Raw genomic sequence first — 26,452 nt, 5'->3', positions numbered from 1 at the left:
AAATGAACCGGAAGGGAGTGACGAAAAAGTTTAACCGAAGCGCTGGCCGGTTTCGGTGAAGGTGTAACCGCCGGCGATAAGCGCCTCATCCACGGCCTCCGGTGAGGTCAGCCAGTCGTATTGCGTTTCAAGTTGCTGATATAACCAGCGGGCCAGATCGCGTAACGCGTCACCCAGGACACCGTCTGCGTCATCGGTGGCTTCCTGACCGGTGGGGGAGTCCCGCTCAACAGTAATGTGCATACTGTATTCATGGTAATAGCGCCCCTGATGCTGAATATCAGCCTGAAGCTGCCAGAGGTTACGCTGCTGGATTGCCTGCAGCTCATCAGCAATACGGTGAAGCGCTTCGTCCTGAGGCGCATGCTTTCTGATGTGTTGTGCGGCACCGGGTTGATAGTGGTACAGCCCCTCAAAGCAGGCTCCGTCCCCCTGACAGCAGAAACCGGAAAACCAGATACAGGCTTTTTCGTAGGATCTGCCGCCGGTGGTGGTGAAGATACGTGTTTTGAGTCTCACGCCCAGGATGTTGCAAATCAGGGTGAAATCCTCATAAACAGCGTCGTACCACTCATACTCCAGCCCCCCTTCGCAGTACCAGGCGCGGGCCTTCTTGCGGGCTGACTCTGAGAGTTCATCAGACAGATACACCGTGGTGGAAATGACCCGGCTCATCGTGCCATACCTCCGGTTTCAGGCGGTTCTCCGGGGTAAATGGCGAGATAAATGTAGCCGCACGACCCGAGTGAGTCGGCCTCGCATACCAGTCCCTTTGCGTACAGGGTGACGCAGTGCTGATGGCGGGGATTAAGCTCACCGGAAAGTAACATCAGCTCCAGTTGTTTCAGTAGTACCGGAAAGGCCTGGTCCAGGTGACGTAAATCCGCGTCGCTGAACTGTCCGGTAATGCCGGCGCGGTCAGCCAGGTAATGCAGGCGGTTGCCCTCCTGAACCAGCCGTGCGCCAAAACATGGTGACACATTGCGGCGGAGTCCCCACCAGGGAGACGTGAGGTCATGTACGGTGGTTGTGGTCTTCGTCATTTAAGGGTTCCTCTGACAAGGGGGATTCATCAGATTTCGGGTAAATCATCAGGCTGACAGCGCCCTGTGGACCGGGTTCTGATTCACAGGTCAGCCCGTTGTGGTGAAAGACATGCGGCGTCTGTGCCTCCGGTGAGCCGGGGGACGCCATCGTGACCATCTGCTGTAATATCAGCGGGAAGGCCTGCTCCAGCCAGCGGGCCTCCTCCTCCGTGAATGCCGCCCTGATATCGTCCCTGCTGGTCTGTAAACGGAACAGACAGCCGTCCTGCAGCAGACGGCCCCGGATGCAGGGGACTGAATGATTATCCGGTTGTTTGCGGTCGGGGTTATCTGACATCGGTTTTCCTCCGTGGGTTAATTCAGGGTGACGCACATCAGGCGGGTGTACGGGCCGTGGCGGTCCCGGCGTCGTTCAGCGTACACGGCCAGTACGCCACTGATATCCTGTACGTCCCGGTCGTACCAGTGACAGACGCTGCCGGACCACGGATATTTCCCGGTACAGAAGCGAAACAGACGGGACTGCGGGTGCCGGCGGTATATCGCCATTGCCCGGCGTTTGCTGATAATTTTCATACGGCAGTCCCGCCTGAGCTGGTGTTTTTCAGCAGGGCATCAACAATATCATTCCAGCACCACTCCTCATCCTCCGGGACAGGTAGCGTTATCTGTCTGAACGGTATCTTCAGGAGCCCGGCGAGGCGTGCTGCAATATCCGTGAGAGGTTTGTCGCCCTGCGCGATATCAGCACACTCCAGGAAGAGACCGTGTACATAAACCGCTTCATCCCCGTTCTCCAGACGAAGAACGGTCACGCCACTGAAAATATCAGCGGGTATAACCTGCGTTTCATCGTTTCTCATGGTGTCATTACCTTTTTAAAGCCAGCCGCGTTCAGCGAACGAGACAATCTCCATGCCGCCAACCACCAGGTGATCCAGCAGACGGATATCCACCAGGTCCAGGGCCTGTCTGAGCCGCTCTGTTATCTGACGGTCCGCCAGGCTGGGATCGGCAAGCCCCGACGGATGACAATGCGCCACAATGACAGCGGCGGCGTTATGTTTCAGACCGGATTTCACCACTTCGCGGGGATGGACCTGAGTATGGTTGATAGTGCCGCTGAAGAGCGTTTCGTGAGCAATAAGGCGATGCTGGTTATCGAGGAAGAGCGCAACAAATTCTTCCCGCTCTGGCGCGGAGAGTTGCAGGCGTAGCCAGTCCCGGACAGCATGGCTGGAGGTAAATGCCGCCCCGGGTTCGCGTAACTGGCTCTCCAGCAGGGTTAAGGCTTCCCGGATGATTTGTTGTGCGGATGCCGGTAATGTGGCGGCAAACAGCGGTAACTGTTGTCTCATGTCGGTATCCTCAGTCGGTGATATGCATGATGGCGCTGCATTCAGGATGGTTAAGGGTATAATCCCGCAGGTGGAGGTAATGCGCGGTCATCAGGTCGCTGCCGGTACGGCAGGCATGGTGGCTGTACTCCAGCAGGCAGGCGGTGATCCCGACCGCCTCAGGGCTCATGTCCGCGCTGTTGCCGTTCATGGCGTTGAACAGTGACCAGGTGTCGTCCCCGTCATCCGCCTCCGGGGCCATAAATGCGCCACCGTTGCTCAGCGTGTAAAACTGCCAGATACCGCCGCTGTAGTCCGCGCACAGGCGGTCCGTCCAGGCGAAGATACGGGGCTCCAGTAATATCCACTGCGGAACGCCCCGGAAGTGGCGGGGCCAGAAGTCAGGGCGGTCCTCATCCGGTACGGGCGTGGCGGTGATGAGGGTTTCATCAGGCGCAGGGATAAGTTCAGGGTTAATTGCTGTGGTCATTATGGTTTCCTTAACAGACTGAAATATAACCGGTTCGGGGATATCCGGAACCGGCTGAACTGAAGGGGATCTACGGGGACGTCACCACCAGGCGTGGAAACACAGGCGGTGGGTGCTGAAATCAAACGACGCCAGCTGTTGCTGTACAAACTGTTTCAGGTTTTCCACGTCAGACCAGTAACTGTCGTCGTACTCCTGCGAGCCGAAGAAGAACCCTTCGGTGGTCGGGAACAGGTCGTGGCAGTTTTCCGGCGTGAGGCGGTCAAGAGTGGCCCGGAGTTTTTCCAGGTCCTGGCGGGTCAGGGGGACATCAGTACAGTTCTCCACCTCCCCGGCGTTGGCATCAATCCAGTTGAGCAGAGCGTTGAACTTGCGGTAATACCCGACGGCCTCGTCCTGCTCCCGGCGGGTGGTGTCTGCCGTGGTTTCGGCCGGACGTTTAATGAAATATAAATCGAGTCCCATGGGGAACCTCCTGATTACGCTGAGATAAATGAAAAGGCCATGCACGGGAAGAGCATGGCCCGGGGTGTCTGTCGGTGAATAAGCGGAGTGGGGTGACTTTCGGATGTTGTTACTGGCAATATCGGGGGGGCAGGAGAACAAGCTTTTCGTCTTATTTGCCGGGGTGAGTATTCTGGTTCAGGTGGAATGCCGGGCAGGACTGTGCATAGCCGTCAGCGCCAGACCGTGCGGGCCAGGTACCATCAGTAATGAACAGCCGACACAGGCTGAGCTCACCGGGCCGGTAACAGAGGTGAGAACACCAGGCACAGAGGTCGTCGTCGGATATGGAACGGCAGCCTGGCTGGTTCGCCAGGGATACCGGATATATTCTGGCCTGACGGGCATCAGCAGGAACATGGCGCATCAACTCAGCGCCTGCTGCATCTGTTCCGCCATCACCCACAGGGCACGGTTTAGCCTGATGTCCCCGTCAATGCCGTTAACGGCTCGGGTATGGCTGCGTTTGCCCTTCGCAGTACGTCCCGGAAGCCCGCCTTTCAGCAAGTTCTCCTGGATACGCTGGTACGTTGTCCACAGGTCATCACTGCGGTCTTCATAACGTCGGGGTGTCAGTATCTGCGTTGCCGTCACCGGCTGATGCTCTTCACCAAAACGGTACGTCAGGGCAGCATTCGCCAGTGCATGCTGTGCCAGTGGCGGTAATAAAAGTGACTGCATGGCGTCGCGCTTCTCTTCCATCCGGTCAAAGACGCTGAGTACGTCGTAGGCTCCCTCAATGACCTTGTTAACGACATCGCCCCGGTGCGGAACTCTGATTTCGCCAAAGGACTGCCCGCAGACGAGCGAATTCGTGCATACGCTGCGGAAAATTCCCGGCAATAACTGAAAACTGGACTCACCACTGTGCGAATTCAGGATGATGATTTCCGGCACCTGCTGACCGTGTATCTGACCGGTGCGACGCAGGCGGAGCATGTGCTTCGTATATTCCCGACGAGCAGGGTCACGAACCCGTGACTGACAAGCGAAGAACGGCTGGAACCCTTCCCGTTGAAGGTTTTCCAGGATGGTGATGGTCGGTATGCAGGTGTAGCGTTCACTGCGGGACGCATGTTTGTCCTCACCAAAAACGCTGGGGACCACCTGTATTAATTCTTCACGGGTTAAGGGACGGTCGCGGCGTATCTGGTTAATCCGTCCAAAGCGGCTGGCTAAGCGCATTGTTAATTTCCTTCGTGGGTTGATTTAACTGCATAAACAAAAAGCCATGCTCCTGTGGGAACATGGCCTGTTGGCGTGGTTGCTGGTGGGGTGAGCAGCGGTGAGTCAGTGTCGGGGTATTCCGTGGCTGAGCAGATAGCGGTTCAGCCAGTACCAGGCACGGGCTTCAAAATTCCATGCCCACCAGAGCAACTGATTATAACTGTCGCGTATGACCAGCCGGAAATGTGTGCCCTGGTCATCTTCAATAAACACATTGCGGTAAGCTGTTGTGACGGCAATCGCCTGCGTGCGTGAGAAAGGGCCTTCGCCTTCAGGCAATAAAAGTGATGTACAGTCTGGCATATCTGTTACTTTATAGTAAAAAGCGCCTGTCATCATGGCAGGCGCTGTATTAATTACTAATATTAATAAATTAATAACACACAGATCAGGCGCATGATTTATTCCTTAGATTTTAATTTGGTCAAGTCCGACAACTTCGTGAATTGTGTTGTCGTAAAGTTTAACGCCCAGTTTACCGTTTTTCAGCGTAACGAAACTGGCTTTGATATCGCCTTCACAACTTTGATTGTCGTTGTATTTGATGGTCTGAGCTTTGCCGGTGTAAAAGTTAATCACGCCGTAGAAACCATCCCAACACGCCGTACCGCCCATAGCGTGTACCAGACCGTATTGCATGTCTTTGGATGTACCCAGGTATTTACATCTTCCATCAGTGGTATCGGTCCCCTGACACCAGAACTCCGTACCGTCAGTGACGTCAGTAAGGTTGTGCGGTAAAGGTACAGCCGTGTTTGCAGATACATTACCGGTAAAGAAACTGATAACTGCAACCATTAAAATGGTGATAATATTTTTCATGATAAATACTCCAGTGTTTCTGATGTTAAATAAAAATATAAGCCCCCTGTTTCCGCAACACTTATAACTCCCCCCGAGAGGCCGAAATTAAAGTCCGGCCTGTTTATTAAACACATGCCCGAAGTATGCACTTCAACGGGGGAATATTTTATATTGTGACTTTGACTGTCCTCTGAATCAAATAAGACACAGCTGCTCCAAGGCGATTTACATCATTTACTTGTTAATTACACTAATGACCTGATTATTTAGTAAACTCTGTGATAAAGAATATCAGGCAGTTAATAACACCAGTATTAACATAACCAACCAGACCCAGAAATAAGCCGGTTTCTGACCGAGGGCTTTAGCCCTGCGCCACAGATAAAACGGAACCAGCCAGGCCAGCCAGCCAAAGGCAGCGGTATCAACGCCGGATTTACGGAGCCGTCGTTCATCCAGATACCCCAGCGCAATATTCAGTATCAGTGTGATAAACCAGTATTGCCCCTCCGTCACGGCGGCATACGCCTCTTCAAATTCCATTCCGCTCAGCCCGGCCGTCCACATCTCTAGGGCATACCCAATCAGGGGCGCAAAGGCCAGCGTCCAGACCACGCCTCCGGGGATACGATTGCCGGGCAGCGCGGGGGGAACCGCACATTGTTTCAGGACATCTGCCAGCGGCGTGGCTGACAGCGGCTGCCATTCCGTCATGCCCTGTTGCCATACCAGCGTTGAGGCATTCAGCTCCCCGCGCTGAATACGTTCGGTTATGTCGGCTTCGGTCACATTGTCGTGACGCACGCCATTTTTCTCATAATGCCAGTTCATTCTTTTCCTTTATTTTTAATGTGTTAAATGAATATGGGAGGCTTCTCCCTGAGGCAGGGAGTTCACTCTTCAATGTATTCGAAAGAACCGACTGGCTTGCCGTTGTAGTACATCACGACGTCGGCCAGTGATTTCCTGTTCTGTGGTTTGACAAAACCTGCACTGAATGCCTTGCTGCAGTACTGCTCCAGGGACATTTTCGCCGTCGGAATCAACTCCATGGCGTCACCATTAGAACGGTCAACCACACCCCAGATACCGTTGGGGCATTTCCAGTCGGTGGGGACCATTCTGACAATGGCAACGCGCCCGTTTTCCGATTGCGAAACCACTTCACACATCTTTCTCTCCAGTTTGTACTGGTTACACCAGAAGGGTTTGTTATGCTGCATATCGCGGGTGTAGGCCGGAATGCCGCCTTTGATGGCACCCTGAAAACCGCCATCAGCATGGGCCGGTGTCAGCAAATACAGACTCAGGACTGCAGCAGAGATAACACCTTTCAGCTTCTTCATGGATGGTTCTCCTGGTTATCCGGCAGATAGAGTTTCCCCATTTCCTTGCCATCGTGCGAATACACCACCGATTTTTCACCCATATAGCTGTCAGTCTCGATCCGGAAGCTCAGAGTAATATTGCCCGCGAGACACAGGGCGGCTATCAGCGGCTGCACCGTTTTCTGCTGCATATCAGCAATGTAGTAATAATTACCGGACTCACAGCCTTCCGGCGACTGGCGGGTTTTCATTACCGTGTATAGCGGTGTGCCGAAGGCATCCTTTTTTACCCATTCCTGCACGACATCGGATTTGTGAGACACCACGTCGCTGAACGGCGGCGGAGTCAGGTCCTTAAACCGGGCAATCGCCTTCACGCCAGCATCTTCCTTGCTGTCGCAGCCGGATGCCAGCAGAGTGCCGATAACCACCAGAAAGGTCGTCAGACGCGTATTGAATATATTCATGGTAAAACTCCCTGTTATGGTTGTTTTTCAGCGGGTTCAGCAGTTGCCTGTACGACGACATAATTCTGCCAGGCTCTGCTGCGCCACCCATTGCTGCAGTTTCCTGTCGGCTTCAGAGCTTCTGGCCGCCAGGGCCGCCTGTTGTTTTTTGTTGACGCAATTTTCCGGGAAGGCGGCCAGCACCTGATTGCTGTGAGGTTCTTCGGCCAGCTCCAGTTGATATTGCGTATCGATAATGGTGAAATAACAGCCTTTCCCCTGGTCTTCGCCCTGGTACACCGAAGTCAGGTCAGAGGTGTAGCCGCTGGCCGGTTTCAGATTTAGCCTGCGTACCGTGTGCGTTTTCTTGTCGGCAAGGTAATAGGCACCGCCGCCACGAATACGCAGCAGAAACTGTTTCGTCCAGGGATAATTGCCTATTACATCAGCCTGATAAAGGGCGTTATGCAGTGTGTTGTTATCCGTACCGTCGGCCGATTTCCAGCCGTCGGCCTGCATGTACTGCCAGGACCTGACGGAGCCCATGATGTCATCTGCGAGGACCGGAGGCACAGAGGTAATGCAGAGGCTGGCGGCCAGCGCCGCCGTGGTGAATAATTTCATACCTGTTCCTTATGGGTAAGTTGCCCGTAACTGTCGTCAGCGAGCAGTGAATGTAAAATATGAAAATGAGGTAACGCCTGTAAAAAGTCCGGGCGGGACAGAATGCGGGTGAAATGTCCGTCTGGTGTGAAGGTTTCCGGGTGAAACGTCACGGAGTGAACGGTGTGCAGCGCAAAAACGGTTATCCGGCCGAGATGTTCTCCCGCCAGAAACCACTCACCGGTGCTGAAAATCAGCCGATATGGGGCAAGGCTGTCACAACGACTCCCGTCAGTAAGCAGGGTTACCTTCTGGTGTTCTGATACCGCCCTGACCAGTCGTGTGAAGATGCCCGGTCGGGAAAGTGGTATGGTTGCCCCCTGATGCCAGATAAGGCATGGCGAGGAATCCTGGCTACTCAGCAACGAACTGACCAGATGGTGGTCCATATCAGGAAACAATGTGCCAGTGCCTGACTGACGGGCGAACTGCATTGCTGCCTCCTCCCGAATCTCCTGACGGCCCCCGGTCAGCAGACGGCAGCAGCCATCCTGATACTCGATGTCGAGGTAAATCAGACGCTCGCGGAAATCACGATGCAGGGTGCGAACCGACACGCCAAACTCAGCGGCCAGTTTGCGCATATTCAGCGTTTCACCCGCGAGCAGACGGCTGATAATCAGCGATAGCCGGACAGACAAGCGGTCATAACGACGCTCAGCCTGAGACATGCATTATCTCCGTGTTTAATAACTGGTTAATTAAGATGGTATTACTGTAAAGGATGGGACTGACGGGTTGTGTCCGTCATACGTAGCGAAACGCCTGGTGCAAGAAGACTGTGTGGATGCAACGTCGGCAGTGGTGACGCGCTTACGACTGGTGGTATCTTTTGCTGGTCAGGACAGGTTATGTCTGCCTGGAAATAATCATCTACCAGGCGGTGAATAAACAGAGTCATTCACTACAGTCCTGATGACCTTTTACTCATTCAGAAGAAAATCCAGTCCCAGACCGCGCGGGCCACGGACACCACCGCATCACGCACGGTACGTATCACAGTCTTCAGCGGCGCAGGCAGAAACGACGATGATTCTGCCGTATCGAACACCCGCCCCACGGCCTCACCGAAGCTATCACGGGCCTGTGACCTGACCGGCCCGGTGCAGAGCCTCCCGTGCAGTTGTGTCGCCACCGGGCTGGTGGCATGGTCCGGCAGACAGCGCATCATGGTTGCCACCATCGCTTCCACGCCCCAACCGGTCAACGCTGACACCATGCAGACCGGATGACGGGGAGTGAATATCGTGGTAATGGCGGCCTGTTTCGCCTTCAGGTTAGTCTGCTGCTGTGGCGAGGGGGTACTGGTGCGGATATCCCATTCGTGGCAGGGTTCGATTTTGTCAGCCTGGTTCAGCACAAACAGCACCTGCTGCTGGTAAGGTTGCATCACCCCATGCCAGAACTGCTCGTCTACTGACAGCGCCCGGTCGTCGGCTTTAATGACCCACAGCACCAGGTCCAGCTCCGGCAGCATACGCCGGTACAGGGCACGGTATTCCTGGTCCCGCAGCCCGTTTTCTCCCACACCCGGTAAATCAACAATCATCAGACTGTGACGACCGCTGCGCAACCGGAAGCGCAGCACGTCACGGGTACAGGCGTTCACATCACTGATGGGGGAGACCTCACCCCGGAAGAGTTCATTACAGAGCGAAGACTTACCCGCACCGCTCTTGCCCATGATGCCAATCACCGGCTCGTAGTGGGTGAGGTTCTGAATACGTTCAAGAATAAGCTGACGAAGCGTATCGGGAAGCGCCGACAGCGGTTGTTCCAGGGCCTGAAGGCCGTGAGGTTTAGTCATACAGGGTTCTCAGCGTGAAAAAATAAAAATCCCCGCACTCCGGTTAAAGAGGCGGGGGATTCACTTTGATGATATCTATCTGAAATTATTTGGGATTGTCTGATGATACTGATCGAGGGAATCGAGCTGCAAACATGCTGGTAATAACCTGTACTTTCCTGTTTTAGGATCGCTGAAGTCGTTGATTAGTGTTAATATTACCGCCAATTTTTCAGCGTTCTGATTCCGACAAAAAAATCAATACATTGAGCTCGCCTCAGAGAAAAACGTTCAGAACCTGCAATGCTCAGAATTGATAAGGAATAAGGAATATATGTCCAGGCTGACTGATTTAATAGCTAAAGCAAAGGCCAAAGACCCGCAACTAGGCGCTGATCTTGATCGAGAAATCAAGATCCTGTCGTCACGTCTTCCCTTTGTCGTAATCCACAGTACACAGGGCAGTCGTCACTGGGAATCGCTTATGTTGAAGCTGAACAGTACAAGATTGTTCGTCCCGATTTCCTGTTCTTTGCCGAACAGGATGGCAAAATAGTTGTGGACCTGGTAGATCCACATGGCCTACATCTGGCTGATGCTTTGTCCAAACTGAAAGGACTTGCTCTATATGCCGAACATCATTCTGATGCTTACAGGCGAATCGAATCTGTCGCCGAAGTAAAGGGTAAATTACGAGTGTTAGATTTGAAACGGCAGGATGTGCAGGATGCTGTTGCTACCGCTGAAAATGCAGAAACGTTATTTAGTAGCGGACTTGCTGATGACTACCGGTAATCTATAGAAAATTGCGTAACGAAACTGTGCATTTCAGTAATTGGTTGATGCAATACAAATATGGCCTTCTCAGTGAGAAGGCCATTGCCGACTTACAGATCATGTGCACAGTTTGATAAATCAAACAATGGCAAGGAATATGTTTATAACTATTAATATTTTTAAAATCAATAGGTTACATGTCATCATGTTGTGTGGTGAAAAATTCATCAATAATTGAATGCGGTATGTAGTACTGCTCCTGTTGAGTTAGTTCTGCATTTTGTCCTTGATTTCACGAGTTATCTGTCATTTTTTGTTTGCGTTTCCGTTAAGAGTCTTGCAAATCGTTAACATGACGGAACTCCTGATGAAAATATAAAAATGAAGATTGATATTCTAAGTAGTGACGGTATCCATGCCTCAGAAAAGGAAGCAATTAAGAGGATGGTAGAAGTTTTCAATGCATCTAGTTTTAGCCAAAAATGGCATGGCTATGCTGGTTTCATGATGATGGATACAACTTATAGAGATCGAGAGATTGATTTAGTTCTTCTGACGCATGATAGACTCCTAATCGTGGAGCTTAAAAAGTGGCGCGGAAAAATTGAACCAATGCATGATCATTGGTTACGTGATGGTGATGACATGGGACGTTCACCAGTTAAAGTCCTTGCCGATAAGTGGAAAATTTTATCATCAAAGATTAAAACTCGTCTAAGTGCGCCAGCAACAGAAGTATACATTGATTACAGAGTTGTCATGTGTGGGAGTGCTGACTTTTCTGAAATTCCAGAAGATGAAAAATCATTTGTATGTACACTTGAACAGTTTTTAAAAATTGCCAAATCTGGGGGGTACCAAGGCGAATTTGGTCCACAAAAAGCGCGTAAGCCTTGTGAATATTTGCAGGTGTTCACACCATTTTTTAGAGGTAAGGATTTCAAGCCTTCAAGTTTTTCATTCAATAATTTCCAAATTGTTGGAGAAGCAACTTTTCCTCATCCTGATGGATTGTACAAAGAATACAAATCTGTCAAAAAAGATGACCAACGACATGAAGCATTATTAAGGCGATGGGATTTCTCAGCATTATCTGGCATAGCCGATACTATTGATGAACGAGCCCGTATAGCATTGCGAGAGCATAAAGTTCTAGGTTTCATTCATGAGCAAAATGAACAACTTGATAGCGTAGTTTTGCAACCTCTATCGCATCCAACTCGAGATGATATAGATGCTGACTTCTGTGAACTATATAGACTACCGTCGAGACAATTAAGACTTAATGAATTCATTCAACGTTTTGGTGAAGATCTAGAGTTCTGTGAAAGGGTTAACTTTGTAAAGGTACTTTTATCCCACGCAGCCGATTTACATGACTTGGGCGTTGCTCATCGGGATATTAGCGATCATACTATTTGGTTAGAACGGCCATCTAAAATATCTATATCAGGTTTCCTGACCGCATATTTTCCTGAATTAGGAACAGTTGGTTCTCTTCGTGATCAGCTTCGTGCAAGCAAAACTATTTTACCTGAGGATTCCGAAATTGGACAAGGTGAAGCGAGCGATCCATTCCGTAGAGATGTTTATTTATTGGCTGTAGTTATACATCATATTTTATTTTTACAAGCCCCCAAGCAAGAAGACTCTTTATTTGTTTGGAATAGTCCAACTGATTTTGAAGTTGATCCACAACTTAGCACTTGGTTTGAAACTGCTTTGGATTTAATTCCCGCAGGTCGATTTTCAGATGCGCGAACGATGCTTAATTCGTTTAATACCTTATCTTTAGGATATCCGGAAAAAACAGGTATTGACTTACGTAGATTCGAGCCTTATCGAAGTGAGTTGATTCCAATGGTTATTTATCCTATTGAGGAAAATATAAAGCAGGGCATAAGTCATTTATATAAATCGACTTTTTCTGGTGAGAGTGTTTCGGTTAAAGTATGGTATGGGCGGAAACCAGATATAAAGCGACCGGAAGAGGCTTTACAACTTCAGAATTTTCTCGATAAAGCTCGCCTAATAAAATCCCAGCCCTGTTCTTCTCTTGCTGAAGTTATTGATTTTGGTATTTCAGATGCAGGAACCTATTTAGTCCAAAAATGGTTGAATGGGGAATTCCTAAATGACGCTGTCAAATCATGTCATGTTGGTCGTGAATTGATATTACTATGCAAAAAAATAGTTAGGGCAGTCTTACATTTACATGCTATGCAATTACAACATGGGGATCTGCACCCTAACAATATTCTAATAGAAGTGGGAGATGTTCGCTTCATTGATGCACTTGATATACCTTGTTCAGGTGAGAATATAATATTCACTCCTGCATATGTACCTACAGATTACGAATCTTTGCCTATGGAGGAACGTGATTGCTACGCTGTGGCCAAAGTGTGTAATGAGATTTTAGAACACGACGTTAACTGGGAAGGGATTGATCCATCAGCTTTACTTAATGAGATCAGAAGTTGTATGGGGCGGGATTTTAAAATTTATTCTCTTGACCGAATAAATGATGAAATAGAGATGTTAATCAACCCTCCACAAATAAATGAGGGAGTGAGGTTGTCAGTATTAATGAGGCAACTGACCTCCAGCCAGAAATTAATAAATGACAATGGTGTATACCATATCAGTATTAGTGAAGAACGAGTCCGTTCGCCAAAGCAGCAGCCTCATATTATCGTAGCTTTTGCCGGAGTACGTAAACAGTTACAAATCTATCTTAAAGCGACCCAATTAGATTTTGCATTTTTACGAACTAAAGATATAGCCCATAGCTTATTTGTACGAATGGCATCACAAGCCATTACACAACTCGAAGCTAATATACTATTCGAACCCTCATCCGCGGATGACCCTAGCAAGTTATTAGAACATGTAAAAAAATACCTGAGGTTATCTCTGCAATATCGAGAATTCAGAATAGAATTCTCGGTGGCGATTTTTCTTCTGATGAGGAAGAAATTGAGAACTCAGAAACTTTAACTGTTTCTCAAACAAGACCACATACAGCATCACTTTGGCGTGCAATTTTAGATGCAGAAGAAGATTCCTTACCTGAAATTGAAATCACCTCATCAGTTGTCAGGGATATGGATAAGCGTCATGAGAAATTGCGAATACCTTACAGAAAAGAGGGAGAGTCTTTAGACTATGAATCAGATGCAAAAGTTGAGGCATTACAAGAAATAAACGGTGAACTGATTCGTGTAGGGAATGTTGATATAAGAGAGACTACCCAATCTACTCTCGTACTTGAAAATCCAAAGATTCGCATTCAGACTAATATTGGCGACACTTTGAAATTACGAAGTCAACAAGATCTATCATCTTTTATTCGTAGGCGTCATGCAGTTACACGTATTTTAAATGCTGAATCGGCTATCCCCTCATTAATCAATTACTTTGAACCATTAACTTGCCCTCATCCACAATATCTACAACCAGAGCCAACTGATTCTGATCTTGATGCTTATAATCGATATGATAAAGATGGAGAGCTATCTTTTTCACTCAATCGACAGCAACGAGATGCCTTTTCTAAACTTTGGTCATACGGCCCATTGAGTCTTTTGCAAGGCCCTCCAGGCACTGGTAAAACTTCATTCATTGCTTCATTTATCCATTATGCTCTCTCACAAGGAGCCCAAAGTATACTTCTTGCAAGCCAGTCACATGAAGCAGTTAATAATGCTGCAGAAAAAGTAATTGAACTTTGTCAGCACAGCAATCTGCCCCTAGATGTTGTTAGGTTTGGTGCAGAAGGAATGGTCTCAGAAAAACTTCATCCATATCATTCATCTTCCATTTTGCAAAATTATCGAGACTTATTCCGCTCAGAAATGCGAGTTAGAATTTCAGCAATGAACCGAAATTTAGGTCTCCCTAACAAATTTGTAGAAAGATGGTTCGATATTGAATATCAACTTAAGCGTTTGAATCGTGAAATAGAAAGATTAACCACAAAACTAAATAAAAATGAAATATCAGAAGCTAATAATAATCCTCTGATAGCTCGAATAAATCAGCGACTTGAACGATTTAAAAAAATTGCATCTGAAAAGTTTGGTTATGCGGGGGAGGGAACTCCAGAGGAAGTGATTAATCAATTAAGCCGTGAGACAATGAATCAGTTTGGTGTAACTTCTTTAGATGCAGTGTCTAGACTGGAGCAAGTAATTGCAATGTCTCAAGAGTGGGTAGATCGCTTAGGCACTCTGAGAGGTAACTTTGAAGAATTTCTTGCGAAGACCCGATCACTTGTATGTGGGACTTGTGTGGGTCTAGGACGCTCACAATTTGGTGTAGCAAAAAATCGCTATGATTGGGTGATAGTCGACGAAGCTGCTCGTGCGACACCTGGCGAATTGGCTATAGCAATTCAGTCGGGTCGCAGGGTGTTACTGGTCGGCGATCATCGTCAATTGCCACCTTTGTATCCTGAACCAGTGGTGCGAAAAATATCGATAGAACTAAATTACTCTGATCGCGCGGTACTAACACGTAGTGATTTTGAACGTGCTTTCGAATCAGATTATGGTAAACAAGTCGGAGCAACATTACGTACTTAATATAGAATGGCCCCACCAATAGGTGAAATGGTTTCAGCTTGTTTTTATCCCAAACCGTTAGAACCTGGACGTGGAAATCCAGAACCTTGGTTTAATCAATTACCTAAAAGATTAAGTTCTATTATTACTTGGGTTGATACTTCCGATGCTGGGGGAGAATCTTATGAAAGAGCAAAACATCCTGGATTTGACAATCCTTATGAAGCTAGAGAAATTATTGATACGCTGCGTTCAATATGTACAGCAGAATCATTCATCAAATATTTAATTGATGAAACTTCAGATGAGGAAAAACCAATTGGTGTAATTTGCATGTATGCAAATCAAGAACGCCTATTGCAACGTTTACTTAGCAAACAAGATTGGGCTACTGGTTATAGACATCTTATTAAAATTGATACAGTTGATAGTTATCAAGGTAAGGAAAATCGGATCATTATCGTTGCAACGACGCGCAATAATAATCAGTGTATTCAAGGGTTCCTTAGCAGCTCGGAGCGAATAAATGTGGCGATTTCGCGTGCAATGGATAGATTAGTAATCATTGGGGCTGCTCGTATGTGGCGTGAGAGGCATCAAACTTCAGCGTTAGGCCGTGTATTAAACCACATTGAAACACATCGTGATGGGAATAACTTCAATTTGGTTCAGGCATTAGCCATTGAGGAGGGACAGAAATGATTACATTGGAAGAAAAAAAACTAAGAGAAATATTAGCTGTTGATGAAATTACTTTTGCAATTCCTGCACAAAGTTTCGCTATCGAATGCTCAATAAGTGCTGAGGAGGCATTGCCCGTTGTTACTGAGTTCGCGCTTCGCATCGCTTATGTTTGTGGTACATTGAGTCCTGTACAAATTCAGGATTTTTTTGGATTCACAAAAAAAGAAACTGATGCAATAATTCAGACATTACTTAACGAACGCCTCATTAAATGGAATGAAGATGAGCTGTTAGAGCTAACTTCTTATGCATTAACTCGTTTTCAAGATAGCTCAGATCATCTACCTCGGTTCTTTAAAATCCAAGAATGGAGTTCTGAAGTTATTTTTGATCTAATAAGTTTTAGTCCAGCAGGACGCCCCAACAGATTGAAACGTGTAAATTCATTAGTGGAGTTAGCAGCACGAAATATTGAGAGGCAATCTAAAACAATTCAATATGCAGAGCAAGCCTTTCAAGAGCACTTTCATAGTATTTGTAAGAAGAATAAAGCAGAGATCTATAAGATTAGTGCGGTAGATGCTGGCGAGCATTTTAGCATTCCACTGCCGTGTATGTTTTATCTGGATTTGGATGGCCAAGTTAATATTCGACGTGATATAGATAATGAAGCTTTTAATAATAGACTTGAAATATCAGAGGCTATTACTGATGCACTTTCAAAACAAGAACGTCCGCAAAACAATAGTTTTATGGATTTTATTCATTATTTTGATTATTCGTTATTTGAACGTTATGTTTCGAATGATGCTTTTGATTTGCGTCGATATGTTCAAGATGTTCATTTAACACGTATTGTTTGTTATGATAATAGACGTGTCACCCCATTATTTGGAGCATTTTATCTACAACATAACGCCGATTTAATTATCACTAGGCTTGGAGATGAGATACTAAAACAGGAGGAAATGTTAGTTAATAAGGAGGTTAGTTTAAAATCTGGTGAGGATGGTGAAAAAATAGATACCCTCCCTGTTTCAGAAAAAACTATCGTTCAAAGCGGGTTGTGGCTTGCCCCCCAACTATCCCTTTGGGCTAGAACTCGCGGGGCAAGAGAGTTTGTTCAGAAGATTGACCGTCTGTTGGATTCTAGGAATAAAAAAAAGAGCAATCCTGTTGGTACTTATGTAATGATCTCTGGTCGGAATAATGCAGCTAAAGATCGTGCATTTAAATATAGAGATCAGTTTCAATATTTATTTAATCTAGATATATGTCTTATGGATGGGAAATTAGAGTTGTTACTTATACCTGGTTTAATTGTATGTGTTCTTTTTCATTTCCATTTGGAACATCAGCCGGTTAGCATCCCAATAGGGTTTATCTCGTCTGAGGTGGAACATTTGAAAATAGCAAGTTCATTGATATCTGAATCAACGAGATCAAAACAAATATTTTCATCTATGTATGATAGTGAAAACGTTCCTGTTGCCTATCAAGGATTACAAAATTTGCTTGACATAATATCTACGGAATAACTGTATTATTGGGTTAGCAATTATTTGGATTCATATTAGTTATATTTGGTTCTTATTAGAGATTGATGTCTGAGTTTACAGGGCCTATTCTTAATGGATAAGCCCTTTTTAATAAAAAGACATACATCCAGGCCAAGTATCGTCTCTGCTAGACGTTACCTATTACCAGTTAGTGCGATTATTGAGCACCTCGATCACCCATAAGCCTTGATTCACCTGCTTTTTCTGATCAGTAAAATGTTACTTTCAATGTAAGCCCCCGGCTACAGTGGCTACACGTAGCCACTGTAGCCGGGGGGATATGTAAAAATATGCAATTATTTTCCACCCCCCTGTGTTTTCCCAGTCTGTATTTTTCTTTCTTCCTCCAGAATCGTCAGGGCTCCATATATCAAATCCCACAATTTTTTATCAACTGAAAGAATCATATTCCTTATTTCCTCCCCAGGGCAGCGAAGATATTTTATCAGACTCTCGATGTCCCGTACGCACGCCAAAAGAGGACAGTTAACCAGTATGCCTATAAGGCTATCATTCAGTTCACCTCGGGTCAGAATTTTATTATTTTTCAGGATGCAGGATAAATCTTGACTGGAAGTAATTTTTTCAGAAAAGATAATGTTGAGTATCTTACCCAGGATAGTGTCAACTTTATCCAGAAGCCCGTAAACAGACTCAGGATAAATGCCTTCCAGCTCAAGGTCATTCCAGTCACTTATTCTCCTGACCATGTTATTATACATCCTTACCGAACGGATGATGGTCAGATTGTTGGCATCTGATAAAATGGATTCAGAAAGGAGAGTACTTTTTATAACAGAGTCGTCACTGTGGGTTTCTGTATAAGTCTGACTGACGGGGATATAGTCAGTGTAAATCCCCTGATTTTCCAGGATGGATGTTACAGATAATGAGAAAACACCATTTTTAACGTTTTTCCTCTCAAATTTTATACGTAATGCAATATGGATAACTAAAAAAGCGGATGCCAGATATCCTGCAGGTAAATCGTCCAGAGAAATAGTTTTGACTTTCTCAAATGCTTCCTCTGTTTCGCCTTTACTGATTAAATCTATAACCTTCCAGAGTTCAATATACGGTTGAATAAACTGTTTATGGGGTTCTTTTTTTAATTTTACAGCGATGTCAGTTAACTGTGCTTCGGAGATAATGGTTTTATCATTGAAGTTGAAAATGATGTTTTTTAATGCGCTGATACTCTGTAAACATTCCTCGTTTATATTCAGGGAGAACGGTTTTATTACTCTCTCATGATAATAATCCGCAATTGAGTTAATCATGGTATCATGATGGATAAAATCATGGGGTTCTGGCTCATACAGTAGTCTGCATAACATTGCTGATATATTCCCGGGTTTTATTCCATTGTCTACATAGTTTCTGTAGTACCGTGATATGATGTTAATGACAGGGAGTTTTCGTTCGACATTAAGGAGTACGGTCAGGGAGTAATGGGCTTTTTTTATATTATCAAGACTGACTCTGACGCTGTTAAGCGTATCATCGTCAACAATACCAGAATACGCCTTAATGCAGTCTATAATTGATGCTTCCAGCGTGCTTTTTTTCTGTGTATTACCTGGGCGGATATTTTCAATTACTTTGAAAAGAGGCGCCAGGTTTTCTGAATCTGTATGAGAGAACTTTTGTTTTCTTGCTAAACTTTTCAGATACTTCTGGACAGCAGATAAACCCCCTTTCTTTTTATCCTGCCAGCATGGGCAATAATCTTTCAGCAAGAACTGGTGTATATGGTGATAAAAACAGTTTTTGTTTTCGTCTTTGTACGTTTTATATATGTCAAGTGCGATTAATCTGGGGATTATATGCAGAGCATATCGCTTTTTTATTTGTTCCCGGCTCAGTTCAGTAAAGACGGGGCGAGCCATCAGGGCATTATAAAGTTGCTCGTATTTGTAAAAAATCTCCCTTCGTTGAGTTGTGCTGAACACCTGTTCTGCATCAAGAACCCCGATGATTTCATCATAGTGTTTCTGTTCCTGATGTCTTTCATCCTCACGATTACCGAAAAAGCGCTGATGGCTGGAAAAGGTCGCAGCCCCCCGTATAGCAGCCCGCCTGTTCCCTTTACTGAATAAGCCAAAAGACCGATAAACATCGTACATCAGACTGGCAAAAGTGTGCATTGTCACTCCCTGCGGTTGGTTTTGTTTTTTTTACGGGGACAGTATTTCAGCTCCTGTGGAAAATTGCGACCACAGCCAGAGACATCCAACAGGAGAATCGAAAATGTCATCTGTTTACACCAGACAATCAGAGCCACAACAGCGCATTCTGCGCATGAGAGAACTGACGAAGATAGTCGGTCTGTCCCGGTCAACTATCTATGAAAAGCTAAATCCCGAATCCAGGTATTACGACGAAACGTTTCCAAAAACCGTGAGACTTGGTGCTGCTTCCGTTGGATGGCGTTCCACTTCCGTTGATGAGTGGATCGCCTCCAGAAGCGTTTAATTTTTTCTCAAAAGAGACTATGCAATGAAGCTTACCCATAAAAAAACTCAAAATCATCATGTTAATCTGAACACCAGAGCAATTTTGACGTTTTTTCAACAAATCATATCTTTCATATATGGCAAAACCAGCGCGGCGGTTGAGCTTATCTTTGCAACCCTCCAGGGGAGCATGGCTCTGGCCTGCCAGGATATGTATGATGTTGAAATTGATGATGATATTATCGTTCCTGTATCGCATTTTCACATAATACTGGCAAGGTCCGGAAGCAAAAAAACGACAGTATACAGGCTCATTATGGCGCAAATTCATCAGACTGAACGTGAGCTGGCAGAGGTGTTTTCAGTCAGACTGAAGGAGTATGAACGGCAACACGTGCTATGGGATGAAGAATGTAAGAGCCTTAAGAAATCGTTTCAGAAAGCTGTACGCCAGAAAGAGGGAGTGGAGACAGCCAGAAATGAACTGGATGAATGTCTCAGAAATGAACCGGTTAAGCCTGTAAGGGTGCATCTGACGGTAACGGATCCCACGCCGGAAGCCCTTCTGAAAGAGCTGGGGCAATACTCCAGTCTGGGTATCACCTCTGACGAGGGAAGTGCTCTGTATGAAAGCATCATGCGCCGTAAGATCGCAATTCATAATACGCTATGGTGTGGTGATGATTATCGGATCAGTCGTGCGTCAACGGGTATCACAGATATTAAAGATCCCCGGCTTGGTATGCTGTTGATGGCACAGCCGGAGCCACATGACTGCACACTGAAATCACTGGGTAACGCAATACGAGCTACGGGAATTTATGCGCGTACGTTAACCATGGATCTTACGTTACTCACCAGACAGATTGATATTGATGAGCTGGTTTCTGGCGATGAGTCCGATCTGGAAAAGTTTTATGCCATTCAGAAAAAACATTTACTTGCCGGGATTGAACGCAGAAAAAAAAATCAACCCCGAATCTGTATGACTTTTGCTCCTGACGCAAAGAAGCGGTTGCGTTATGTTGGCAGGGACGTAAAGCGTCTGATGCAGCAGGGGGGAAAGCTGTACCATTATAACGACTGGGCTGCGCGGTACTGCGAACATACCGCTAGGAGTGCTGCTGTGATGCAGTTGTTTATCACCCCTGACTCAACCGTTATTACGCTGGAAACACTGGAAGCTGCGTTGTTAATATCGGAATGGCACCTTAATCATTTTATTGTAAAAATGGATGTGGTCAGGGGATCTTCCCATTCTGAAAGAGTACTCAGTTGGCTTGAAAACCATCTTGTTAAAAATGGGTCTTATGATTTTTTAAGGCGTGAAATGATGCAAGAGATACATCGTTCACTCAGAAAAAAAGCTGATCTTGAGCCTGTTCTGGAACAGCTTGCTGAGGAGGGTAAAATCCAGTTGTGGGAGGACGAAAGTGGGACGCATTACATCAAATACCTGGCTTCCGAAATGGCACCTTCAGAACTGGATACAGAACACAAGGCTTTGAAAGGTATACCAGAATATCATGGGGGAGGTAGTGCTATCAGTAGCGTCCCGCTGAAAGGATAACTTCAGAGTGATTTTCATTCAATATCAGATGGTTATATTCCACGCATTCCCTGGCGTGTAGCGGGTTTCGCTGTTGTGAGTGGAATTATTATCCGTATTGATTAGTCGGTATATGTACTATATTTATCGTGGGTAGGTACTCTTACACTAATACGATAAGTATCGGTATGTATGCGCTAACGTAATAATAAAATCTGTATGTCTGCAGAGGTAACACATTCCTGCAGGGGAACCTGTATGCCTAATTGCATGGGTAGCTGCTTGCTACCCATTATCTAATGAATTTCGATAAAAGAGATTATTATGAAGTCACCTTATGATTTAGCTGAGAGAGAGTTTAAATTTCTGCTGCAGGAAGCTGAAGATAAATATGATTCGAGAATATCACGCCATATGCTTCGTCGATCGCTTGCTGTAATATCTAATTATCTGGAAAACTATAACCGGATATTCGCTCTGCGCGCTGACCTGAGGTTTGCTCAGTCCCATGTGCCAGGAGAGCCGGACTTGCCGATATGCTTTCAGAAGGATGATGAGAAAGCCATTACTCGGGCTATGGAATCCCTTAAAAGCCAGTTAAGGGAAGAACACAAGCGTTCTGGCAGGCCTGGTGAGCCTGTGCCACTCGGCTATATCTGGGCCAGGGAACGGGTTACCGGGGAACATCCTCACTACCATCTGGTTCTGCTGTTTGACAGAGAGGCCTATGCCTATCTGGGAGATTATACAAAGCCTGACGCTGATAATATGGGGACCCGGATACAGAAAGCCTGGTGCAGCGCCATTGGTCTTGATTATCCTGAATATGCTTATCTCCCGCATTTTCCGAAGAATCACAGCGCGTGGTTCACTCGGGATGATGCGTTAACGTTAAGTGCTGATTATTATGACTTTCTGCTACGGGTATCGGGCATTGATTCCATCGCCAGCCAGTGCATTTCACCTTCACCGGTCGTGTCCAGCGTATCCAGAATGGCATCAATACCGGGCGCGCCTGCCACCATATCCTGTAACGTGTCGGTGTCGCCCTTTTTATCGTATAACGACGTCAAATCCTGGGTGACAGCGTCTTCATTTCGGGGAAACGGTTTAGCACGGAGGGGCTTTTCCTGCCCGGAGGGCCGCAATGCCTGCTGATATTCCTGGTAAAGCTGGTGTAGCGTGCTATCCGCTTCATGGCCAGTGTAAGAGGATGCGGTTTCCCGGACGGGAATAATATCGAACGGGTTCTGCGGATTGAGCTGTTGTTGTTTAAACCAGTCCAGATCCAGGTACTCAGCAACAGATTCAGATGACTGAACCAACTGAGGAAACGAAACATCGGGACGGGACTCATCATTGGTGCGGGCAAGGCACCAGGATGACAGACCCCATTCAATCGTATCTCCATCATTCAGCCGCATACGGTGATGAGGTTCCATCACCTGCTCATTGACGGCACAACACAGTTCATCAGAGTGATTAACAATCCACCACGCCTCTTCGTGGCGAACAAGACTGAGCGCGATATCGTCTTTCCCATGTTGCTCAAAAAGCGGAATGTAGGGGGCGGCGGCAGTAAATACGATGTATGTCCCTGCGGGATACTGTGCGTTATCCGTTATACCCTGCGACTGTATTTTCCGTAATTCCCACATGTCTTGTTTCATTATGTCCCTTAAATGTATTTATTTTTCTGGAGGAAACGTTTAGGGAGTTTTAATTCATAAATAATTTTAACTAAATTCATAGGGGGTCATTATTGATGACACCCTTTTTATTATTTTCGTCGTGAATGCATTGTTGTATGCATAGATGTCTTTTTTGAAACATTATTTCTTTTAATTCTTCAATTGCGATTTTTATCTTGCTGTTCATTGATTATTTAATATTAACGGCTTAGTTGCTAATTAGTCCCTGATCTGTATCATTGTTTTGTTTCGATATTTTTTCGAGGCTATCAATAAAGAATTGTTTATATATTTATGTGCATTGATGCATTATTTTTATGAATTTTTATGTCACAAGGCATAACACATGGAAACTCCTGTTTCACGCAGTGCGTTGTATGGAAAACTGGCCGGCCCACTATTCCGGTCGCTGGAATCGGCAACGGCATTTTGCAAACTACGCTCTAATCCCTGGGTTGAGCTGACTCACTGGCTGCACCAGTTAACACAGCAGCCCGATAACGATATTCTCCACGTTCTTCGGCATTACCAAATCCCTCTTTCTGATGTGGAGAAAGTGTTACTCCGGCAACTGGATATGCTGCCCGCCGGGGCCAGCGCCATCAGTGATTTTTCTCACCATATCGATCTCTGCGTTGAAAAGGCTTGGATGCTGGCGAGCGTCCGTTACGGCGATAACAAAATTCGCAGCGGCTGGTTGCTGCTGGCCTTGTTGACCACGCCAGAACTGCGTCGGGTACTGAGCAGTATCTGCGCGCCGCTGGCCACGCTTCCGGTTGATGAACTGACGGAAATTCTGCCCTCGTTGATCGAAACATCGCCGGAAGCGCAGGAGCGCCCTTACGACGGCTCCTGCCTGGCATCAGCCATTCCCGGCGAAAGCAGCCAGGCGATTCCCGGCGGCGGGCAGGACGGTAAATCCGCGCTGGCGAAATACTGTCAGGACATGACGGCACAGGCGCGCGACGGCAAAATCGCCCGGTGACGGGGCGTGAGCATGAAATCCGCACCATGACGGATATTCTGCTGCGCCGTCGCCAGAATAATCCCCTACTGACTGGTGAGGCGGGCGTCGGAAAGACGGCGGTCGTCGAAGGTTTTGCCCTCGCGATTGCGCAGGGGGAAGTGCCGCCCGCGCTGCGGGAAGTACGGCTGCTGGCGCTGGACGTTGGCGCTCTGTTGGCCGGAGCCAGCATGAAAGGCGAGTTTGAATCGCGTCTGAAAGGGTTACTGGAAGAGGCCGGGCGCTCGCCGCAGCCGGTTATTCTGTTTGTCGATGAAGTTCACACTCTGGTGGGCGCGGGCGGCGCATCCGGCACGGGCGATGCCGCTAACCTGCTGAAACCGGCGCTGGCGCGCGGCACCCTGCGGACTATCGGCGCCACCACCTGGAGCGAATACAAGCGCCATATTGAGAAAGATCCGGCGCTGACCCGTCGTTTTCAGGTGTTGCAGATTGCCGAACCGGAAGAGATCCCCGCAATGGAAATGGTGCGTGGTCTGGTGGATACGCTGGAAAAACACCATAACGTACTGATTCTGGATGAGGCGGTACGTGCGGCGGTACAGCTTTCTCACCGCTACATTCCCGCCCGGCAATTGCCGGATAAGGCCATCAGCCTGCTGGATACCGCCGCGGCCCGCGTGGCGCTGACGCTGCACACGCCGCCTGCCAGCGTACAGTTCCTGCGCCAGCAGCTAAAAGCGGCGGAAATGGAACGGTCGCTGTTGCAGAGGCAGGAAAAAATGGGGATTCAGTCAGATGAGCGGCGCGATGCGCTGACGGCACGAATTTTCTCGCTCAACAATGAACTGACTGCATCCGAATCCCGCTGGCAGCGGGAGCTGGAACTGGTACATACGTTGCAGGAACTGCGTCTCGCAGAGTCTGATGCTGATGACAAAACCACGCTGCAACAGGCCGAAACGGCGCTAAGGGAGTGGCAGGGTGACGCGCCGGTGGTGTTCCCGGAAGTCAGCGCGGCGGTTGTCGCGGCGATTGTCGCCGACTGGACCGGTATTCCTGCCGGGCGCATGGTGAAAGATGAGGCCAGCCAGGTGCTGGAACTGCCTGCCCGACTGGCGCAACGCGTTACCGGGCAAGACGGCGCGCTGGCGCAGATTGGTGAACGTATTCAGACCGCCAGGGCGGGACTGGGCGATCCACGCAAACCGGTGCCGGGCTGTGGTCGTGACCGTTACGGTTATAACGAGTGGGGCGAGCTGACCACGCGGCGCGACCAGCAACTGGAGTGGAACGCGCAGGGGCAGCTGACGCGGGTCATCAGCGGCAACACGGAGACGCACCACGGCTACGATACGCTGGGGAGGCGAACCCGCAAGGCGACGTACGGGCGGCACACGGGGCATACGGCGCGGAGCCGGACGGACTTTGTGTGGGAGGGGTTCAGGCTGTTGCAGGAGAACGTGCAGCAGCAGGGCTGGCGGACATATCTGTACGATGCGGAACAGCCGTACACGCCGGTGGCGAGCGTGACGGGAAAGGGAGAAAGCAGGCAGGTGTGGTATTACCACACGGATGTGACGGGCACGCCGCAGGAGGTGACGGCGGCGGACGGAACGCTGGTATGGGCGGGGTATATCAGGGGGTTTGGAGAAAATGCGGCGGACATCAGCAACAGCGGAGCGTACTTTCACCAGCCGCTGCGGCTGCCGGGGCAGTATTTTGACGACGAGACAGGGCTGCATTACAATCTGTTCAGATATTATGCACCGGAGTGTGGCAGGTTCGTCAGTCAGGATCCGATTGGGCTGAGGGGCGGGTTAAACCTTTATCAGTATGCGCCTAATTCACTGACCTGGATCGATCCACTTGGCCTTGACGTTATTCGTTTACGGCATTACACAAGTAATCAAGGTTTTGCGGCAATAAAAGAAAGTATGAAGATACTTGCAGGTGACCAAAATGCTGTATTTGCTGTTAGAGCAAAAGGGAAACCATTAAGTATGGCTGATGCGGCAGATAAATTTAAAATAAAACAAAATCACGCCAGAAATTATATTGACTTTGATATGGATACCAATCGAGTGGAGTTTAGGAAAAATGACTTAGGTGTTGAGGAATATAAGATAAAAGGTGACATTGAACTAGATGAGAAAACAACTGAATTTAATAAGAGATGCTAAAGCTATGAGAGAATATAACTCAGAAAATACAGACAATCTAAAAGATGTTTTGATATCTTTAGAAGAGATTGTTACTGTAATAGATAAGATTGGCTCTGGGTTTGATAAAAGTGGCAAAATGGCATTAGCGTTGTTGCTATTCTTTAATCAATGCAGTGTATTAGATAAACTATCCAGAACAAGAAAATACTTATATCAAGAGTTAGAAGCCAGATTAACTCCTGAAGAATATGATGAGTGGATAGAGAAAAATTTTCCTTTATGGAAACCGCCATATGATAAAACAGAAGAGGAAATGTTGGAAATGCTAAATTCTGCGATGCGAAAATAAATATTTTTGATATAGTATCAAATAGCTGATTAAAACCCGAAAGATCTCCCCCGGTTAAGCTG

Annotated in this window: 27 protein-coding genes and 2 pseudogenes; 10 read left to right on the top strand and 19 right to left on the bottom strand. The window is 47.3% G+C overall.

The features are described 5' to 3' along the window. Nucleotides 1-30: 30 nt before the first annotated feature. From ACLJTG_RS12500 to ACLJTG_RS12420, 17 genes are all read right to left on the bottom strand, one after another. A complete protein-coding gene (locus ACLJTG_RS12500; protein WP_000091992.1) occupies nucleotides 31-675 on the bottom strand; it encodes a hypothetical protein in 645 nt (214 codons plus the stop codon). Beyond that, nucleotides 672-1,043: a type IV toxin-antitoxin system YeeU family antitoxin gene (locus tag ACLJTG_RS12495; protein ID WP_000169463.1), complete on the bottom strand. Its 372-nt coding sequence runs from the start codon at nucleotides 1,041-1,043 to the stop codon at nucleotides 672-674. The genes ACLJTG_RS12500 and ACLJTG_RS12495 overlap by 4 nt, the downstream gene beginning before the upstream one ends. Beyond that, nucleotides 1,015-1,383, bottom strand: a complete 369-nt coding sequence (locus ACLJTG_RS12490) for a type IV toxin-antitoxin system YeeU family antitoxin (protein WP_001282841.1) — start codon at nucleotides 1,381-1,383, stop codon at nucleotides 1,015-1,017. The genes ACLJTG_RS12495 and ACLJTG_RS12490 overlap by 29 nt, the downstream gene beginning before the upstream one ends. 17 nt (nucleotides 1,384-1,400) lie before the next feature. Continuing rightward, on the bottom strand, nucleotides 1,401-1,622 hold the full coding sequence (locus ACLJTG_RS12485; protein ID WP_000691989.1) for a DUF987 family protein: 222 nt from the start codon (nucleotides 1,620-1,622) through the stop codon (nucleotides 1,401-1,403). Continuing rightward, nucleotides 1,619-1,909 carry a hypothetical protein gene (locus ACLJTG_RS12480; protein ID WP_001243218.1) on the bottom strand — a complete coding sequence of 97 codons (291 nt, stop codon included), beginning with the start codon at nucleotides 1,907-1,909 and terminating at the stop codon, nucleotides 1,619-1,621. Before ACLJTG_RS12480 ends, ACLJTG_RS12485 begins: the two co-directional genes overlap by 4 nt. Before the next feature lie 15 nt (nucleotides 1,910-1,924). Next, nucleotides 1,925-2,404: a RadC family protein gene (radC, locus tag ACLJTG_RS12475; RefSeq protein ID WP_001249724.1), complete on the bottom strand. Its 480-nt coding sequence runs from the start codon at nucleotides 2,402-2,404 to the stop codon at nucleotides 1,925-1,927. Between the two features lie 10 nt (nucleotides 2,405-2,414). Then, nucleotides 2,415-2,873, bottom strand: a complete 459-nt coding sequence (locus ACLJTG_RS12470) for an antirestriction protein (protein ID WP_000205295.1) — start codon at nucleotides 2,871-2,873, stop codon at nucleotides 2,415-2,417. A gap of 81 nt (nucleotides 2,874-2,954) precedes the next feature. After that, entirely contained in the window at nucleotides 2,955-3,338 is a 384-nt protein-coding gene (locus tag ACLJTG_RS12465; RefSeq protein WP_000522007.1) for a hypothetical protein, read from the bottom strand. Nucleotides 3,339-3,743: 405 nt separating this feature from the next. Beyond that, nucleotides 3,744-4,562 carry a DUF932 domain-containing protein gene (locus ACLJTG_RS12460; RefSeq protein WP_001234415.1) on the bottom strand — a complete coding sequence of 273 codons (819 nt, stop codon included), beginning with the start codon at nucleotides 4,560-4,562 and terminating at the stop codon, nucleotides 3,744-3,746. 105 nt (nucleotides 4,563-4,667) lie between these two features. Continuing rightward, a complete protein-coding gene (locus ACLJTG_RS12455; protein ID WP_001112363.1) occupies nucleotides 4,668-4,907 on the bottom strand; it encodes a DUF905 family protein in 240 nt (79 codons plus the stop codon). Nucleotides 4,908-5,012: 105 nt separating this feature from the next. After that, nucleotides 5,013-5,426: a hypothetical protein gene (locus tag ACLJTG_RS12450; protein ID WP_000789537.1), complete on the bottom strand. Its 414-nt coding sequence runs from the start codon at nucleotides 5,424-5,426 to the stop codon at nucleotides 5,013-5,015. Between the two features lie 273 nt (nucleotides 5,427-5,699). Continuing rightward, complete coding sequence (locus tag ACLJTG_RS12445) at nucleotides 5,700-6,239, bottom strand: DUF4339 domain-containing protein (RefSeq protein WP_001104017.1); 540 nt, start codon at nucleotides 6,237-6,239, stop codon at nucleotides 5,700-5,702. Nucleotides 6,240-6,301: 62 nt separating this feature from the next. Then, a complete protein-coding gene (locus ACLJTG_RS12440) occupies nucleotides 6,302-6,754 on the bottom strand; it encodes a hypothetical protein (protein ID WP_000734135.1) in 453 nt (150 codons plus the stop codon). After that, nucleotides 6,751-7,203, bottom strand: coding sequence for a YfjS/YafY family lipoprotein (locus ACLJTG_RS12435; RefSeq protein ID WP_001020193.1), 453 nt, complete (start codon nucleotides 7,201-7,203; stop codon nucleotides 6,751-6,753). Before ACLJTG_RS12435 ends, ACLJTG_RS12440 begins: the two co-directional genes overlap by 4 nt. A gap of 36 nt (nucleotides 7,204-7,239) precedes the next feature. Continuing rightward, nucleotides 7,240-7,806: a hypothetical protein gene (locus ACLJTG_RS12430; RefSeq protein WP_000765650.1), complete on the bottom strand. Its 567-nt coding sequence runs from the start codon at nucleotides 7,804-7,806 to the stop codon at nucleotides 7,240-7,242. Next, nucleotides 7,803-8,516 carry a WYL domain-containing protein gene (locus ACLJTG_RS12425; RefSeq protein WP_000075762.1) on the bottom strand — a complete coding sequence of 238 codons (714 nt, stop codon included), beginning with the start codon at nucleotides 8,514-8,516 and terminating at the stop codon, nucleotides 7,803-7,805. Before ACLJTG_RS12425 ends, ACLJTG_RS12430 begins: the two co-directional genes overlap by 4 nt. 260 nt (nucleotides 8,517-8,776) lie before the next feature. Then, on the bottom strand, nucleotides 8,777-9,652 hold the full coding sequence (locus ACLJTG_RS12420; RefSeq protein WP_000165430.1) for a GTPase family protein: 876 nt from the start codon (nucleotides 9,650-9,652) through the stop codon (nucleotides 8,777-8,779). A 537-nt stretch (nucleotides 9,653-10,189) separates the two neighbouring features. Between ACLJTG_RS12420 and ACLJTG_RS12415 the strand changes: the two genes are divergently transcribed. From ACLJTG_RS12415 to ACLJTG_RS12395, 5 genes are all read left to right on the top strand, one after another. Beyond that, on the top strand, nucleotides 10,190-10,426 hold the full coding sequence (locus ACLJTG_RS12415) for a hypothetical protein (RefSeq protein WP_000366610.1): 237 nt from the start codon (nucleotides 10,190-10,192) through the stop codon (nucleotides 10,424-10,426). A 363-nt stretch (nucleotides 10,427-10,789) separates the two neighbouring features. Beyond that, the gene (locus ACLJTG_RS12410) at nucleotides 10,790-13,408 is read left to right on the top strand and encodes a protein kinase domain-containing protein (RefSeq protein ID WP_023891029.1); all 2,619 of its coding nucleotides are present in this window, start codon (nucleotides 10,790-10,792) and stop codon (nucleotides 13,406-13,408) included. 107 nt (nucleotides 13,409-13,515) lie between these two features. Then, nucleotides 13,516-14,994: an AAA domain-containing protein gene (locus ACLJTG_RS12405; RefSeq protein ID WP_198898198.1), complete on the top strand. Its 1,479-nt coding sequence runs from the start codon at nucleotides 13,516-13,518 to the stop codon at nucleotides 14,992-14,994. A 6-nt stretch (nucleotides 14,995-15,000) separates the two neighbouring features. Beyond that, nucleotides 15,001-15,675, top strand: coding sequence for an AAA domain-containing protein (locus ACLJTG_RS12400; protein WP_198898199.1), 675 nt, complete (start codon nucleotides 15,001-15,003; stop codon nucleotides 15,673-15,675). Beyond that, on the top strand, nucleotides 15,672-17,195 hold the full coding sequence (locus tag ACLJTG_RS12395) for a hypothetical protein (protein ID WP_058222389.1): 1,524 nt from the start codon (nucleotides 15,672-15,674) through the stop codon (nucleotides 17,193-17,195). Before ACLJTG_RS12400 ends, ACLJTG_RS12395 begins: the two co-directional genes overlap by 4 nt. Before the next feature lie 317 nt (nucleotides 17,196-17,512). Here the strand turns inward: ACLJTG_RS12395 and ACLJTG_RS12390 are convergent, their stop codons facing one another. Continuing rightward, nucleotides 17,513-19,363: a hypothetical protein gene (locus ACLJTG_RS12390; RefSeq protein ID WP_000556730.1), complete on the bottom strand. Its 1,851-nt coding sequence runs from the start codon at nucleotides 19,361-19,363 to the stop codon at nucleotides 17,513-17,515. 103 nt (nucleotides 19,364-19,466) lie between these two features. Here ACLJTG_RS12390 and ACLJTG_RS12385 point away from each other — a divergent pair, with 103 nt between their 5' ends. The 3 genes and pseudogenes from ACLJTG_RS12385 to ACLJTG_RS12375 form a co-directional block, all read left to right on the top strand. Continuing rightward, nucleotides 19,467-19,691, top strand: a complete 225-nt coding sequence (locus ACLJTG_RS12385; protein WP_001673759.1) for a helix-turn-helix transcriptional regulator — start codon at nucleotides 19,467-19,469, stop codon at nucleotides 19,689-19,691. Nucleotides 19,692-19,715: 24 nt separating this feature from the next. After that, entirely contained in the window at nucleotides 19,716-21,242 is a 1,527-nt protein-coding gene (locus tag ACLJTG_RS12380; protein ID WP_410958991.1) for a YfjI family protein, read from the top strand. A gap of 303 nt (nucleotides 21,243-21,545) precedes the next feature. After that, nucleotides 21,546-22,091, top strand: a pseudogene (locus tag ACLJTG_RS12375) (inovirus Gp2 family protein); the annotation flags it as partial. A 35-nt stretch (nucleotides 22,092-22,126) separates the two neighbouring features. On the opposite strand, the gene tagK reads toward ACLJTG_RS12375, so the two are convergent. Further along, nucleotides 22,127-22,891: a type VI secretion system-associated protein TagK gene (tagK, locus tag ACLJTG_RS12370; RefSeq protein WP_000806683.1), complete on the bottom strand. Its 765-nt coding sequence runs from the start codon at nucleotides 22,889-22,891 to the stop codon at nucleotides 22,127-22,129. Between the two features lie 367 nt (nucleotides 22,892-23,258). Between tagK and ACLJTG_RS12365 the strand changes: the two are divergent. Continuing rightward, nucleotides 23,259-26,059, top strand: a pseudogene (locus tag ACLJTG_RS12365) (RHS repeat-associated core domain-containing protein). Further along, a complete protein-coding gene (locus tag ACLJTG_RS12360; protein WP_001231281.1) occupies nucleotides 26,025-26,390 on the top strand; it encodes a hypothetical protein in 366 nt (121 codons plus the stop codon). The pseudogene ACLJTG_RS12365 and the gene ACLJTG_RS12360 overlap by 35 nt, the downstream one beginning before the upstream one ends. Nucleotides 26,391-26,452 lie beyond the last annotated feature (62 nt).

Source organism: Salmonella sp. SAL00672 (assembly GCF_046552175.1).
GTDB classification, from domain to species: Bacteria; Pseudomonadota; Gammaproteobacteria; order Enterobacterales; family Enterobacteriaceae; genus Salmonella; species Salmonella enterica.
This window is presented reverse-complemented; position numbering and strand designations above follow the sequence as displayed.

Bases quoted from the DNA above. Each gene is read 5' to 3' on its own strand.
- ACLJTG_RS12460 (WP_001234415.1), bottom strand. From the start codon at position 4,562: ATGCGCTTAGCCAGCCGCTTTGGACGGATTAACCAGATACGCCGCGAC.
- ACLJTG_RS12455 (WP_001112363.1), bottom strand. From the start codon at position 4,907: ATGCCAGACTGTACATCACTTTTATTGCCTGAAGGCGAAGGCCCTTTC.
- ACLJTG_RS12425 (WP_000075762.1), bottom strand. From the start codon at position 8,516: ATGTCTCAGGCTGAGCGTCGTTATGACCGCTTGTCTGTCCGGCTATCG.
- ACLJTG_RS12395 (WP_058222389.1), top strand. From the start codon at position 15,672: ATGATTACATTGGAAGAAAAAAAACTAAGAGAAATATTAGCTGTTGAT.
- ACLJTG_RS12420 (WP_000165430.1), bottom strand. From the start codon at position 9,652: ATGACTAAACCTCACGGCCTTCAGGCCCTGGAACAACCGCTGTCGGCG.
- ACLJTG_RS12435 (WP_001020193.1), bottom strand. From the start codon at position 7,203: ATGAATATATTCAATACGCGTCTGACGACCTTTCTGGTGGTTATCGGC.
- ACLJTG_RS12385 (WP_001673759.1), top strand. From the start codon at position 19,467: ATGTCATCTGTTTACACCAGACAATCAGAGCCACAACAGCGCATTCTG.
- ACLJTG_RS12485 (WP_000691989.1), bottom strand. From the start codon at position 1,622: ATGAAAATTATCAGCAAACGCCGGGCAATGGCGATATACCGCCGGCAC.
- radC (WP_001249724.1), bottom strand. From the start codon at position 2,404: ATGAGACAACAGTTACCGCTGTTTGCCGCCACATTACCGGCATCCGCA.
- ACLJTG_RS12430 (WP_000765650.1), bottom strand. From the start codon at position 7,806: ATGAAATTATTCACCACGGCGGCGCTGGCCGCCAGCCTCTGCATTACC.
- ACLJTG_RS12360 (WP_001231281.1), top strand. From the start codon at position 26,025: ATGAGAAAACAACTGAATTTAATAAGAGATGCTAAAGCTATGAGAGAA.
- ACLJTG_RS12390 (WP_000556730.1), bottom strand. From the start codon at position 19,363: ATGCACACTTTTGCCAGTCTGATGTACGATGTTTATCGGTCTTTTGGC.
- ACLJTG_RS12500 (WP_000091992.1), bottom strand. From the start codon at position 675: ATGAGCCGGGTCATTTCCACCACGGTGTATCTGTCTGATGAACTCTCA.
- ACLJTG_RS12465 (WP_000522007.1), bottom strand. From the start codon at position 3,338: ATGGGACTCGATTTATATTTCATTAAACGTCCGGCCGAAACCACGGCA.
- ACLJTG_RS12495 (WP_000169463.1), bottom strand. From the start codon at position 1,043: ATGACGAAGACCACAACCACCGTACATGACCTCACGTCTCCCTGGTGG.
- ACLJTG_RS12450 (WP_000789537.1), bottom strand. From the start codon at position 5,426: ATGAAAAATATTATCACCATTTTAATGGTTGCAGTTATCAGTTTCTTT.
- ACLJTG_RS12480 (WP_001243218.1), bottom strand. From the start codon at position 1,909: ATGAGAAACGATGAAACGCAGGTTATACCCGCTGATATTTTCAGTGGC.
- ACLJTG_RS12380 (WP_410958991.1), top strand. From the start codon at position 19,716: ATGAAGCTTACCCATAAAAAAACTCAAAATCATCATGTTAATCTGAAC.
- ACLJTG_RS12490 (WP_001282841.1), bottom strand. From the start codon at position 1,383: ATGTCAGATAACCCCGACCGCAAACAACCGGATAATCATTCAGTCCCC.
- ACLJTG_RS12410 (WP_023891029.1), top strand. From the start codon at position 10,790: ATGAAGATTGATATTCTAAGTAGTGACGGTATCCATGCCTCAGAAAAG.
- ACLJTG_RS12445 (WP_001104017.1), bottom strand. From the start codon at position 6,239: ATGAACTGGCATTATGAGAAAAATGGCGTGCGTCACGACAATGTGACC.
- ACLJTG_RS12470 (WP_000205295.1), bottom strand. From the start codon at position 2,873: ATGACCACAGCAATTAACCCTGAACTTATCCCTGCGCCTGATGAAACC.
- tagK (WP_000806683.1), bottom strand. From the start codon at position 22,891: ATGAAACAAGACATGTGGGAATTACGGAAAATACAGTCGCAGGGTATA.
- ACLJTG_RS12405 (WP_198898198.1), top strand. From the start codon at position 13,516: ATGGATAAGCGTCATGAGAAATTGCGAATACCTTACAGAAAAGAGGGA.
- ACLJTG_RS12400 (WP_198898199.1), top strand. From the start codon at position 15,001: ATGGCCCCACCAATAGGTGAAATGGTTTCAGCTTGTTTTTATCCCAAA.
- ACLJTG_RS12440 (WP_000734135.1), bottom strand. From the start codon at position 6,754: ATGAAGAAGCTGAAAGGTGTTATCTCTGCTGCAGTCCTGAGTCTGTAT.